The sequence below is a fragment of the Corynebacterium sp. c25Ua_47 genome (genome assembly GCF_039907205.1).
Taxonomy (GTDB): Bacteria; Actinomycetota; Actinomycetes; order Mycobacteriales; family Mycobacteriaceae; genus Corynebacterium; species Corynebacterium hiratae.
Genome location: NZ_JASBOH010000001.1, coordinates 405,495 through 419,089, shown reverse-complemented (window position 1 = coordinate 419,089; position 13,595 = coordinate 405,495). Strand labels below are relative to the sequence as shown.

The 13,595-nt window shown below is 61.1% G+C and carries 10 protein-coding genes; 5 read left to right on the top strand and 5 right to left on the bottom strand.

The window, feature by feature from the left end; all coding sequences use genetic code 11:
- Positions 1-8 precede the first annotated feature (8 nt).
- The 5 genes from ruvX to aspS form a co-directional block, all read right to left on the bottom strand.
- Positions 9-557 carry a Holliday junction resolvase RuvX gene (gene ruvX / locus QKE52_RS01950; protein ID WP_049154578.1) on the bottom strand — a complete coding sequence of 183 codons (549 nt, stop codon included), beginning with the start codon at positions 555-557 and terminating at the stop codon, positions 9-11.
- A 58-nt stretch (positions 558-615) separates the two neighbouring features.
- The gene (gene alaS, locus QKE52_RS01945) at positions 616-3,303 is read right to left on the bottom strand and encodes an alanine--tRNA ligase (RefSeq protein ID WP_102234412.1); all 2,688 of its coding nucleotides are present in this window, start codon (positions 3,301-3,303) and stop codon (positions 616-618) included.
- A 67-nt stretch (positions 3,304-3,370) separates the two neighbouring features.
- Complete coding sequence (locus tag QKE52_RS01940) at positions 3,371-4,726, bottom strand: replication-associated recombination protein A (protein ID WP_049154576.1); 1,356 nt, start codon at positions 4,724-4,726, stop codon at positions 3,371-3,373.
- Positions 4,726-5,943, bottom strand: a complete 1,218-nt coding sequence (locus QKE52_RS01935; protein WP_070516934.1) for a phosphotransferase — start codon at positions 5,941-5,943, stop codon at positions 4,726-4,728. The genes QKE52_RS01940 and QKE52_RS01935 overlap by 1 nt, the downstream gene beginning before the upstream one ends.
- A 64-nt stretch (positions 5,944-6,007) precedes the next feature.
- Positions 6,008-7,828, bottom strand: coding sequence for an aspartate--tRNA ligase (gene aspS, locus QKE52_RS01930; RefSeq protein ID WP_049154574.1), 1,821 nt, complete (start codon positions 7,826-7,828; stop codon positions 6,008-6,010).
- A 233-nt stretch (positions 7,829-8,061) separates the two neighbouring features.
- On the opposite strand from aspS, the gene QKE52_RS01925 reads away from it, so the two are divergent.
- The 5 genes from QKE52_RS01925 (at position 8,062) to QKE52_RS01905 (ending at position 13,572) form a co-directional block, all read left to right on the top strand.
- Entirely contained in the window at positions 8,062-8,955 is an 894-nt protein-coding gene (locus QKE52_RS01925) for a neutral zinc metallopeptidase (protein WP_049154573.1), read from the top strand.
- Positions 8,956-9,292: 337 nt separating this feature from the next.
- Positions 9,293-10,882, top strand: a complete 1,590-nt coding sequence (locus QKE52_RS01920) for an inorganic phosphate transporter (RefSeq protein ID WP_198525934.1) — start codon at positions 9,293-9,295, stop codon at positions 10,880-10,882.
- Positions 10,883-11,019: 137 nt separating this feature from the next.
- Positions 11,020-11,742, top strand: a complete 723-nt coding sequence (locus tag QKE52_RS01915; RefSeq protein ID WP_144013639.1) for a CBS domain-containing protein — start codon at positions 11,020-11,022, stop codon at positions 11,740-11,742.
- Between the two features lie 45 nt (positions 11,743-11,787).
- On the top strand, positions 11,788-12,894 hold the full coding sequence (locus tag QKE52_RS01910) for an LLM class flavin-dependent oxidoreductase (RefSeq protein WP_347947956.1): 1,107 nt from the start codon (positions 11,788-11,790) through the stop codon (positions 12,892-12,894).
- On the top strand, positions 12,895-13,572 hold the full coding sequence (locus QKE52_RS01905; RefSeq protein ID WP_070679751.1) for an FMN reductase: 678 nt from the start codon (positions 12,895-12,897) through the stop codon (positions 13,570-13,572).
- The last annotated feature ends 23 nt before the right edge of the window (positions 13,573-13,595 follow it).

Here is a 13,595-nt window from a genome sequence, read left to right as displayed (position 1 = left end):
GTGAAGGTTTACGGCTCACGTACTTCGTCTCCTAGGTTTGAAGGGCTGTGGCCGTTCAACGCGAAATGGCGCGCATCCAGCCAGGATTGCAAAATTTCCACCGCGGCCGCTTGGTCGATAACCGAACGACCGCGTCTCTCTGACACGCCAGAGGCTCGCAGTGCGGATGATGCCACCACCGTGGTGAGGCGCTCATCCACCATGCGCACAGGCGGAGGTGTGTTTATCGTGTCATCTTTTGCCAAGCGGCGGCGGATACGAAACGCGATTTCTTTGGCATGTTTAACACTTGATGAGCCGTTGCCTTTGAGATCACGCGGCAAACCGACCGCCACCTCGACGACGTCATACTCGTGAATAAGCTCAAGCAGTCGGTCGATGTCACCCTTGTCGCGGTCCTTAAACCCGGTTTCACGGCGGACGGTCTCGACCGGCATAGCCAGGCGAGCATCCCGATCGGAAACCGCCACGCCGATGCGGACAGTTCCGACGTCGAGACCCAACCGGCGCCCAGGTCCGGGATCGTCTGCTCCTGGCTTATCGGGCTCTACGGCCATGGTGTTCCTCCTCGTCCTGAGAGTCAGCTACTTCTGCACACCTACTCGTGCGCATCCATTAGTGGGTTTCGAGCTCATCACGGACGGCGTCGAAGGCAGCTTGCAGGCCTTCGGCGTTTGCGCCGGAGCCTTGAGCCATATCCGGCTTGCCGCCGCCCTTGCCATCAACGTAGCCGGAAACCAGCTTAACCAAGTCACCAGCCTTGACACCACGCTCGATGGCGGCCTTCGTAGCACCCACGATGAATGGCAGCTTGCCGCCCTCATTCTCCGATGCCAAGACGACCACACCAGCGACATCACCGAGGCGGTTCTTAATGTCGGAAGCCAGCGTGCGCAGGTCACCGCCGTTCACACCCTTAGGGAGCTTGACGGCCACGATAGTGAAATCGTTGACGGTCTTCGCCGTAGAGATCATGTCCGCAGTCTGGGACATGAGCTGGGCCTTGTGCAGCTCTGCAATCTGCTTCTCTGCGGCCTTGAGCTTCTCCGTCAGCTGCGCGATGCGTTCCGGCAGGTCCTCAGTCTGGACCTTCAGCTCGCGGGACACGCCTTCCACCAGGGCTGCTTCCTTGGAGTAGTAACGGAAGGCATCCAAGCCCGAATAGGCCTCGATGCGGCGCGCACCGGAACCCACGGAGGATTCACCAAGGACAGACACTGGACCGATCTCTGCGGTGTTCTTCACGTGCGTACCGCCGCACAGCTCGATGGAGAAGGGCCCGCCCATCTCCACGACGCGGACCTCGGAACCGTAGTTCTCACCGAACAGGGCCATCGCGCCCATCTCCTTGGCCTTGTCCAAGGAAGTCTCGATGGTATTGACCGGGAAGTGCTGGTCTACCGCCTGGTTAGTCACCAAAGCGATCTCATCGAGCTGCTCCTGGGTGAGCTGGTCGGTGTAGTTGAAGTCAAAGCGCAGGTAACCCGGTCGGTTCAAGGAACCAGCCTGGACAGCCGTCGGCCCCAGTACCTGGCGCAGCGCAGCGTGGATGAGGTGCGTGGCGGAGTGCGCCTGCACGGCACCGTGGCGCCACTGCTGGTCTACCTCGGCTGTTACGCCAGTGCCTAGTTCAAGGCCACCAGCGGTCACCGTAGCTTTGTGGACCCACAGCTTCTTGCCGATCTTCTGCACGTCATTGACCTCAAGGAGGGTTTCACCGGCAATGATCCGGCCTCGGTCGGCGGTCTGGCCACCGGCTTCGGCGTAGAGCGGCGACTGGTCCAGAATTACCTCGACGGTGTCGCCTGCTTGGACTTCAGAGACCTTCTCGCCATCGCGGACGAGGCCGAGTACCTTGGCCTCGGACTCCAAGGTCTCGTAGCCCGTGAACAGAGTCGGATGGTTATCCACCCACTCGCGGTAGAGCGACAAGTCGGCGTGACCATGCTTCTTAGCCTGGTTATCAGCTTTGGCACGGCGGCGCTGCTCGCCCATGGCGGCATCAAAGCCCTCCATGTCCACGCTAAGGCCAGCCTCTTGGGCCATCTCCAATGTCAAGTCGATGGGGAATCCATAGGTATCGTGCAGTTCAAACGCCTTCTCACCGGACAGCACCTTCGGGGTGGCCGCGCGGGAGGTGCTCTTTAGCTCGTCGACAGCTTCGTCGAAAAGCTTGGTGCCCGACTCCAGGGTCTTGAGGAAGGCCTTCTCCTCCGCCACGGCGACGCGCAGGATGCGCTCACGGTTCTCCGCAATCTCCGGGTAGGACGGAGTCATGGTGTCCATGATGGTGTTCATGAAGCGTTCCATGGTCTCACCCTTCGCACCCAGCAGCTTGGCGGAGCGGATGATGCGGCGCAGCAGTCGGCGCAGGATATAGCCACGGCCCTCGTTACCGGGGGTAACGCCATCCAGGATGAGCATCATGCCGGTGCGCGAGTGGTCCGCCACCACGCGGAAGCGGATCAAGTCTTCCTTCGGTGCATCGGGCGTGTATTTCGCCCCGGTGAGTTCCTCGGCAACGTCAATGACCGGGCGCAGCAGATCCGTCTCGTAGACGTTGTCCACGCCCTGCAGGATGCAGGCAACGCGCTCGATGCCCATGCCGGTATCGATGTTCTTCTTAGGCAACGGGCCGAGAATCTCAAAGTTGCCCTTGCCGATGCCTTCGCCGCGCTCGTTCTGCATGAAGACCAGGTTCCAGATCTCCATGTAGCGGTTATCGTCCGCGACGGGGCCACCGTCCTGACCATATTCCGGGCCGCGGTCATAGTAAATCTCAGAGCACGGACCGCACGGGCCAGGAATACCCATGGACCAGTAATTATCCTCCATGCCGAGGCGCTGAATGCGCTCGCGGGGAACACCGATCTTGTTGTGCCAGATATCGGCTGCCTCATCATCATCGAGGTAGACCGTGACCCACAAACGCTCGGGATCTAGCCCCAAGCCGCCATCCTCTACCGAGTTCGTCAACAGGTTCCAGGCGTGGGTGATAGCACCCTCCTTGAAGTACTGGCCAAAGGAGAAGTTGCCTGCCATCTGGAAGAAGGTGTTGTGGCGGGTGGTGATGCCTACTTCCTCGATATCCAAGGTGCGCACGCACTTCTGGATGGAGGTCGCCGTACCGTTAGCAAAAGGCGGGTTCTGCTGGCCCAAGAAGTAGGGCTTGAAGGGAACCATGCCGGCGTTGACGAAGAGCAGGTTCGGGTCATCCAGGATCAGCGACGCGCTGGGGACGGCTTCGTGGCCGGCCTTGACGAAGTGCTGGGTAAAGCGTTCCCGGATCTCATGAGTCTTCACGAGCAAAAGTCCTTCACTGTTGAGAGGTTTCTAGTCAGCGCTCAACTTTACCCGTCCGGTGCTGTGCTTAGCGACGCCGCCCCCGGATGATGTCCCGCAACCTTCCCAGGTACTCGCGCACGCGCTTTTCCGCTCCGTGGTCGGTGGGCTGATAATACTCGGCATCGGCCAGCGTCTCCGGCAGATACTGCTGGGCTAGAACACCGCGTGGATCATCATGCGGGTACTGATAGCCGACGGCGTTACCTAGGCGCTTAGCACCCTCGTAGTGCCCGTCGCGCAAGTGCGGCGGGACGTAACCGCTCTTACCGGCCCGGACATCGGCCTGAGCAGAATTGATGGCATTAATAACGGAATTCGACTTCGGCGCAGTAGCCAGGTGGATCGTGGCCTGAGCCAGCGGGATGCGCGCCTCGGGCAGGCCGATCAGCGCAGCGGCCTCCGCGGCGGCCACGGCGGTGGGTAGCGCGGTGGGGTCGGCCATCCCAATGTCCTCTGAGGCGTGCACGATGAGCCGGCGCGCAATGAAGCGTGGATCCTCGCCAGCCTCAATCATGCGGGCGAGGTAGTGCAACGCAGCATCGACGTCAGAACCGCGAATGGACTTGATGAACGCGGAGACTACGTCATAGTGCTGGTCGCCGTCACGGTCATAGCGCACCACCGCGCGGTTGACATTGTCTTTGAGAATGTCGACGGTGAGCTCGCCACCATCTGGTACCGCCTCAGCCGCAGCCTCGAGGTAGGTCAGCGTGCGACGCGCATCTCCTCCGGCGAGCAGCACCAGTTGGTCCAGAGCGTCTTCCGTTGCGGTGATTCGCCCGGCTAAGCCGCGCTCGCTCGTCAGCGCTCGCTCGGCGAGAGTGCGCAGGGAGGCGTCGTCAAGCGGCTCCAAGTGCAGCAGCAGCGAACGCGAGAGCAGAGGCGCCACCACGGAGAAGGAGGGGTTCTCGGTGGTAGCTGCCACGAGCAGCACCGTCCGGTTTTCCACCGCAGCCAGCAATGCGTCCTGCTGGGTTTTGGAAAAGCGGTGCACCTCATCGATAAAGAGCACTGTGCGGCGGCCCTCAATCAGCTCGCGGCGAGCATGCGTGATGACTTCCCGTACCTGCTTGACGCCGGAGTCGAGGGCGGACAGGCCGATGAAGTTATCCCCCAGAGAGGACGCGATCAGCGAAGCCAGGGTCGTTTTTCCGGTGCCTGGCGGGCCGTACAGGATGACGGAGGCCTCGCCGGAACCCTCGACGAGGCGGCGCAGCGGAGTCCCGGGTTCCAGAAGGTGCTTTTGGCCCACTACTTCGTCGAGGCTTTGCGGCCGCATGCGCGCGGCCAGCGGTGACCCCGAATGAGTCGCAAAAATATCGGGGCCACCCGGCAGGCTTGGCGCTGATTGGTCGTCGCCGAAGAGTGACTCCTGCCCCATCAGGACTCCCGGAGACGGGAGGCCACAGCGCGACCGAAAGCGGCAACAGTCGAGCACCCATCGTGCTTACACTGCGCGGCAAAACGTGAGAGCGCTTCGAAAGTTTCATAAAGGTCGCGCCGAATCAAGAGCTCATCCTCGCTGAACGGGCCGTGATCGGAGCGGCGCAGCAGCGAGCGACGCGGGTCACGATAAATCTCGGCGTTACCCTCCGCCAGTGCTACTACCCCTTCAATCCCACCGGCATACATGGTGGTCACGCTCGACAAAGCCCAACCAATGAGACAAGCGACTATCAGCTCATGCAGTGTTTTCTCATCCGCCAGCTGCGGCCACACGTCGACGACCCGGCGCTGCCAGGCTTGGATGAAGACGTCCGCCTCAGAATCCGTAATCGGGCGGCTGAAGAGGAACTGTGGGAAGCCGGCGACAACGCAGGCTACATCAAAGCCCACGTTGCGAAAACCGGCCCACTCATAATCCAGGAAGGTCAGTGTTGTCCCCACGATGATGTTGTCTGGGGACAGATCGAAGGGCGTAAAAGCGCGGTTGCGGCCAGAACTAAAGCTCTGCATGGCGGTGCGGGCTAGTTCGCGGACGTGCTCTGGTGGCTCCAGTCCTGCTTCGCTGAGGATGTCCGCACCGATCAGGATGGAGCTTTTCAGAGACTCATCCCGCAGGGCTTGGTGCTCGGCGTATTCGGGATGCCGGCGCAACTGCCGGTTCAGCAGAGCCTCGTAATCCTCTTCGCGCCCAGCCGTGCCCGCGTGCATTTTGCCCAGCGCGCCGCCCAGGGACCTGAGCAGCTCTCCGCGTTCTTCGTCATTGCTGCGGGCAAGAGTGTCCGCCAGGGTGTCGCCATCGCCGGCGTCAGACAGCACCAAGATGCGCTTCTCGACGTCGTGTGCGAGCAGTACTGGGCCTGGGCGAACCTCTTCGGACAACGCTGTGGTGAACTGATAGGCCACCACCTCACGCAGAAGGGCGGCGTCATCAATGGTGTGCCCGGTGACTGGGTTGTACTTGATGACCACCGAACGATGCGGGAAAAAGGCACTCGGTGACGTGCGGGCACGAAGCACCACGGCGTTGCCCGAACCAGTGAGTTGCTCGACGTCACTAAGCTCAGGCTCCCCGCCAAAGCGGCGCGAGAGCATCTGTGAGGCTTCCGCCACCACGGCATCCGCCACAGATTTTTTCTTGGACTCGTGTCCCATCGGATTCACTTGCTTGCCTGCTTCCACATATCGAAGGCCCAACTACATCACCGAGTTGAGCGACCTAGGACTCCTTCCCTGCCTTGTCGCCCTGAGCGGCCTTGGCTGCCTTCTCCGGCTTGAAATCCACGCCGGTCTCCTTGCGCTGCTCGGCAGGAATGGTGCCCGGAGCATCGGTCAATGGATCCACGCCGCCACCGGACTTCGGGAAGGCGATGACGTCACGAATGGAGTCGAAACCGCCCAGCAGGGAGACAATGCGGTCCCAACCGAACGCGATACCACCGTGCGGCGGGGCACCAAACTGGAAAGCGTCGAGCAGGAAGCCGAACTTTTCCTGTGCTTCTTCCTCACCGATGCCCATAACGTCGAAGACACGCTTCTGCACGTCCTGGTCGTGGATACGGATAGATCCGCCGCCGATCTCGTTGCCGTTGCAGACGATGTCGTAGGCGTAGGCCAGCGCCTCACCCGGGTTCTCGTCGAAGTTGTCCAGATACTCCGGCTTCGGCGAAGTGAAGGCGTGGTGTACCGCAGTCCACTTGGAGTGGCCCAGAGCCACGTCGCCGGAGGCGGTGGCATCAGCGGCAGGCTCGAACAGTGGTGCGTCCACAACCCAGGTGAAGGCCCAGTCGCCGTCCTTGATGAGATCCAGCTTCTTTGCAATCTCGCCGCGTGCTGCACCCAGAAGAGCGCGAGAAGACTTGGTGTCACCAGCCGCGAAGAAGATGGCGTCACCCGGCTTGGCGCCGACGTGCTCAGCAATGCCCTCGCGCTCGGCATCAGTAATGTTCTTGGCCACTGGGCCGCCCAAGGTGCCGTCCTCAGCGATGGTGATGTAAGCCAGGCCCTTCGCACCGCGCTGCTTTGCCCATTCCTGCCACGCATCGAACTGACGGCGCGGCTGGGAAGCTCCGCCTTCCATGACGACGGCGCCAACGTACTCGTTCTGGAACACGCGGAAAGTGGTGTCCTTGAAGAACTCGGTGCATTCCACGATCTTGATGTCGAAGCGCAGGTCCGGCTTATCGGAACCGTAGTACTTCATAGCGTCTGCGTAGGTCATGCGCGGAATCGGTGTCTTGATCTCGTAGCCGATGAGCTTCCACAGGGCGGAGATGATTTCTTCCGCGAGAGCGATCACATCGTCCTGATCAACGAAGGACATCTCGACGTCGAGCTGTGTAAACTCCGGCTGACGGTCCGCGCGGAAGTCCTCATCGCGGTAGCAGCGAGCGATTTGGTAGTAACGCTCCATGCCGGCCACCATGAGCAGCTGCTTAAACAGCTGCGGCGACTGCGGGAGTGCGTACCAGCTGCCCGGCTTGAGGCGGGCGGGCACGAGGAAGTCACGAGCGCCCTCCGGGGTGGAACGGGTCAGGGTCGGGGTTTCGATTTCAGTGAAATCATGGCTATCCAGGACCTGGCGAGCGGCGCGGTTAGCTGCCGAGCGCAGGCGCAGAGCCTCGTGCTGGCGCTCCCGACGCAGATCGAGGTAGCGGTACTTCAGACGAGTCTCTTCGCCGACCTCACCGGAGGAAGAAGGATCATCGATCTGGAATGGCAGCGCTGCAGACTTGTTGAGCACTTCCAGATCCGTAACGTTGACCTCAATCTCACCGGAGGCCAGGTTCGCGTTAGCGGAACCCTCCGGACGGGGCTCCACCACGCCGGTGACCTTAACGCAGTATTCGGAGCGCAGATCGTGGGCGCGCTCAGCCACCTCGGATTCACGGAAAACCACCTGGGCAACGCCGGAGCGATCACGCAGGTCAATGAAGATAACACCGCCGTGGTCGCGACGGCGCGCCACCCAACCCGTCAGGGTGACGGTCTCCCCCGCCATCTCTTTGCGCAGTTCGCCTGCCAAATGTGTACGCAGCACTCTCGTTCAATCCCTTCTCATCGTTGACGCTCGCACCCACACACGCCACGCGTAGACAGCACGCGCCGAGGGATGCAAGAACTTGAACGGCCCAAGTCTACCGCCCGCACCAGACTTGCTCAGCGCTGGGGTAAACACCGAGCGCCGCCGAACGTCGAGCACTGGTACCCCCGCTTGACGCAGCTCCCCTCATCACACGCACATCACCGCCCGCATATGGCAAAATCTGGACCATGACTTTCAAATCTGGCGCCAACTTTGATGGCAAGCGAGCAAGCTCCGGCGGCGGGGGCCGCGGCGGCATGATCGCTACCGGCGGCGGCATCGGCTCCCTCCTCCTCATTGGCCTCTATCTCTTGCTTGGCGGCGATCTTGGTGACATCACCGAAAGCAGCCCCCAGCCCGACCAAACCCAGGTCGGCCCAGAGGAAAGCGGAGAGGATGCCTTCGCACACTGCCAAACTGCCGAGGACGGCAATAAGTACGACGACTGCCGCGTCATGTTCGCCGCCCAGTCCGTCGACAAGGTCTGGGCCCAGCAGCTGCCGGATCAGGCAGGCATCGAGTACGTCGAACCCGGCCGCGTCATCTTTAACAACACCACCATGTCCGGCTGTGGCCAAGCCTCCGGCGCCACCGGGCCGTTCTACTGCCCGGCCGATGAGTCCGCCTATTTCGACACCGCGTTCTTCGATCAGCTCCGCAACTTCGGTGGGGATAATGCACCTCTGGCACAGATGTATATCGTCGCCCACGAATTTGGCCACCACATTCAGAAGCTAGAGGGCACACTCAGCTTGTCCAATTACAACGAACCCGGCGAGGACTCCAACGCAGTGAAGATTGAGCTGCAAGCGGATTGCTATGCCGGACTGTGGGCACACTACGCCGACAAGGGTGAGGATGCTTTGCTCGAAACGATCACCGAACAGCAGGTCACCGACGCCGTCAACACTGCCCGCGCCGTGGGCGACGACAACATCCAGCGCCGCTCTGGCGGCGAGGTACGCCCCGATACCTGGACACACGGCTCCTCTGAGGACCGGGCACAATCCTTCCTCGCCGGATATAACAGCGGAAAGATGGAGCAGTGCGACACTTTGGGTCGAGGCGTATATAAGTCTTAATACCGAGCGTCAAAAATGTTGGTGTGTCCACCGAAAGGCCACACCACCCCCAAATGTGCCACAAAATGTGCAGATTAAATTCAAATACATGAGGTGTTTACCTGCCGGCAATCTTGATGCTTTACCCTGATCAAGTTCCCGCCGGTTCGTGGTGGGATCCGCTCTGTCTTTAAAAACATAAAAGAACTGTGCGTGATGTCATCACCTGCACCGCAGCAGGTACGTTAATCCCCATCATTATTGACGCTTTTACCTTGCCCGCGGCAGCCCGCGCTTCCTCATCACGCAGCGTTCTCTTCATGAAAGGAACGACGTTTTGAGCACCGCCACGCCGACGATGCCTGATCTCGAAACGATGAATGGTAAGAACAAGGACTGGATTTGGCACTTGTTCTTCGGCGCCATCACCGCTGTTACTCTTGTCCTCTTCATCATTTGGGGCAACGGAGAGGTTGCTGAGGGCGCTAACAAGATCGTCCTTGTTACCGCGATCATCTTCGCCGTATTCATGGCCTTCAACATTGGTGGCAATGACGTCGCCAACTCTTTCGGTACCTCCGTGGGTGCGGGAACCCTCTCTATGAAGCAGGCCCTCGCTGTTGCGGCGGTTTTTGAGGTATCCGGCGCGATCCTCGCCGGCGGCGAGGTTACCGACACCGTCCGCTCCGGCATTGTGGACCTCGACGCCATTGACGGGCTCGACCCCATGGAGTTCGTCTACATCATGATGGCGTCGCTGCTCGGCGCTGCCATCTGGCTGCTCGTCGCTACCCGCATGGGCTGGCCGGTTTCTACGACCCACTCCATCGTCGGCGGTATCGTCGGCGCCGCGCTGACCGTCGGCTTCGTCACCGGCAAGGGCGGAATGGACATGGTGCAGTGGGGCGGCATTGGCACCATTGCTTTCTCCTGGGTACTTTCACCAGTTCTTGGCGGTGTTGCCGCTTACCTTCTGTTTAGGTGGATTAAGGCTTCCATCCTCGTCTACAACGACGCCGCAGACGAGCGTCTGCGCGACATCAAGGTTCGCCGCGCTGAGCTGCGCAAGGAGCACAAGACCCGCTTCGAGCGCATGAACGAGCTGCAGCAGATTTCCTACACCAACGCCATGGCCCGTGATGCCGCCCTCACCGCGGAAGATGATTACGATCCAGAGGCGCTCGAGTCCGACTACTACCGAGATTTGCACAACCTCAACAAGGATCTCGAGGACGTCAACGCGCACCGCGCACTAGAGAACTGGGTCCCGCTGCTGGCAGCATTGGGCGCTGTTATCATCTCCGCGATGATGCTCTTCAAGGGCCTCAAGAACACCGGCGTTGACTTCTCCACACTTGAGAACCTCCTTGTCATGGGCATGGTAGGTGCCGTGGTCTGGATGGCCGTCTTCATCTTCGCCCGCTCTCTGAAGAAGAAGTCCCTGTCCCGCTCCACCTTCCTCCTCTTCTCTTGGATGCAGGTCTTCACCGCCTCCGCCTTCGCGTTCTCGCACGGCTCGAACGACATCGCCAACGCCATCGGCCCCTTCGCCGCCGTCTTCGATGTCCTGCAGACCAACCGGATTTCTGACGAAGTCACCGTCCCGCTGCCGGTCATGGTGGCTATGGGCATTGCCCTCGTTTCTGGCCTGTGGTTCATCGGCCGCTTCGTTATCCAGACCGTCGGTTCCGGCCTGACCCAGATGCACCCCTCCTCCGGTTTCGCCGCTGAGCTGGCTGCCGCTGCCGTTGTCATGGCAGCCTCCCTCCTAGGCCTCCCGGTTTCCTCGACGCACATCCTCATCGGTGCTGTCCTTGGCGTCGGCATCGTCAACCGCGCTGCTAACTGGAACCTAATGAAGCCCATCGCCCTCGCATGGGTCATCACCCTTCCAGCCGCCGCTGCCATCGCTGCCGTGACGGTCTCCATCCTGCGCGTCGTGTTCTAGTCTCAACACAGCACACGCACAAAGCGTCGCACCCAGCCGCCGCGAGTCTCCCGCCACCTTGGGATACTCGCGGCGTCTTTGTTTTCTCTTCCCTCCAGCAACCACCGGGTTTCAGAGCCCCCGTACACTGGGGCTCCATGAGCGATAACTCCCTGGCCAGATTCTTTTCCGCCTTCAACGACATTGAGCAGTTTCTCCGCCAGGCCGTCGGAGCCAAGAACTCCGATTCCTTCTGGTGGATTGTCGACCGCGCACACGACAAACACCTGCTTAGCAAGCGCCAGGCAGAGCAGCTCAAGGACTTTGGTAATCTACGCAACGCCATCGCCCACGGCCGCTATTTCGACGGCGAACCCATCGCCACCCCGCACCCACAAGTGCTAGCGCAGTTAGAAAACTTGCAGCGGCTTCTCACCGATCCGCCCACGGCGCAGTCCTTACTCGCCGACCGTGAGGTCACCACCCTTGGCCCCGATACCCCGATCATGGACGCCCTCCGGCTCATTAATAGGACCGGTTATTCGCAGATCCCGATTTACGATTCCGGCGCTTACCAAGCCCTCCTCACGACCAATGTCATCGCCCGCTGGGTCGCAGCAGATTTGGGAGACGATGGCGTGATCAACGCGGCGTCGATTAGCGCCGTTCTAGAGTTTGCAGAGAAGAAGGACAGGGCCGAGTTCCTCCCCCGCACCGCCAGTGCGCAAGAGGTCATCGATGCCCTCACCGAACCCGCGGCGGACGGCACGCATCCTAGTGCTGTTCTCCTTACCGAGCACGGCAAGCCTTCGCAGCGCCCGCTCGCCATCGCAACGCCAGCGGATCTTGCAGTCTTGGTCGACGCCCTTGAGTGGGAATAATTACCCGGCTAAACTTTGTTGACATGTCACAGAGAGGAGTATGGCATGCAATTTGGAGTCTTTAGCATCGGTGATGTCACGCAAGATCCCACCACCGGTCGCACCCCCACCGAGGCCGAGCGCATCCGCGCTATGACAGAAATCGCCCTCAAGGCAGAGGAGGTGGGCCTCGACGTCTTCGCCACCGGCGAGCACCACAACCCACCCTTCGTCCCGTCCGCACCCACCACCCATCTGGCCTACATCGCGGCGCAGACGAAGAACCTGCACCTCTCCACTGCCACCACGCTGATCACCACCAACGACCCCGTCCGGCTTGCAGAGGACTACGCTTTTCTCCAGCACCTGGCTGACGGGCGCATCGATCTCATGTTGGGCCGCGGTAACACCGGTCCGGTTTACCCGTGGTTTGGCAAAGATATCCGCGAAGGTATCCCTCTGGCGGTGGAGAACTACCACCTGTTGCGCCGCCTGTGGCGCGAACCGGTCGTGACCTGGCAAGGAAAATTCCGCACCCCGCTACAGGGATTCACCGCCACACCGGCGCCGCTCGACGGTATCCCGCCCTTCGTCTGGCACGGCTCTATCCGTTCCCCACAGATTGCCGAACAGGCGGCCTATTACGGCGATGGTTTCTTCCACAACAACATCTTCTGGAACAAGGAACACACCGCGAAGATGGTGAGCCTCTACCGCACCCGCTACGAATCCTACGGTCATGGTCGCGCGGATCAGGCCATCGTGGGCCTCGGCGGGCACGTCTTCATCGGGTCTACCGAGCAGGAGGCGAAGGATTTCTTCCGCCCCTACTTCGACAACGCTCCGGTCTACGGCCACGGCCCTTCCTTGGAAGAATTCACCGCACAAACCCCGCTGACGGTAGGCACGGTGGAGCAGGTGGTAGAACGAACCCTGCAGTTCGCCGACTGGGTGGGCGACTATCAGCGCCAGCTCTTCCTTATCGATCATGCCGGCCTCCCGCAAGAGGTGGTGCTGGAGCAGATTGAGATTCTAGGGACGCAGGTCGTCCCTGAGCTGCGCCGCCGCTTTGAGGAACGCCGCCCGGATCATGTACCTTCTGACCCACCAACGCACGCCACGCTCGGTAGTTATGAGCCACACGCGTTGGTCAATCCTGGAGAGGAGAAGTAGATGCGGTCACTCGTTGTCGTTACGGCCGGGTTGTCATCGCCGTCCTCGACGCGCGCGCTTGCCGACGCCCTCTCGGCCGCCACCTCCGCCCACGTCACCGCGCGGGGCGAAGGCACCGACATCACCGTCGTGGAGCTCCGGGACCTCGCGAGCGAGCTAGCTGAAGCAATGACGAACTGGGTTTCGCCCACGCCCCGCCTTAACGCGGCTCAGTCCGCGGTGCTGGATGCCGACGGCCTCATCGCGGTCAGTCCCGTGTTCCAGGGCAGTTACTCGGGACTGTTCAAGATGTTCTTCGACACCTTGGAGCCGCATTCCTTGGAGGGGCTTCCTACCCTCATCGCGGCCACGGGCGGCTCCAGCCGTCACGCCCTAGTGTTGGATTATGCCCTGCGCCCACTACTCAATTACCTGCATGCCACGGTGGTCCCCACCGGGATCTTCCAGGCCACGGAAGACTTTGGCACTGCTGAGGGCGCGCGCAATGAAAAGCGCATCGAGCGCGCCACGGGCGAGCTCGCAGACCTCATGGTGCGCCCGCTCGACCGCGTAGCTGGCCTTGCCGGCTCTCTCGGCGAACCGCACAACACACACCAGGGTTCTACCGGGAAGGCACCTGATTCGGGCTCAGGGGGATTCCGCGAACTCCTGTCCCGCCACGACGGCCAACCGGGCTAAGCAACTACTGGAGGCGCTCGGTA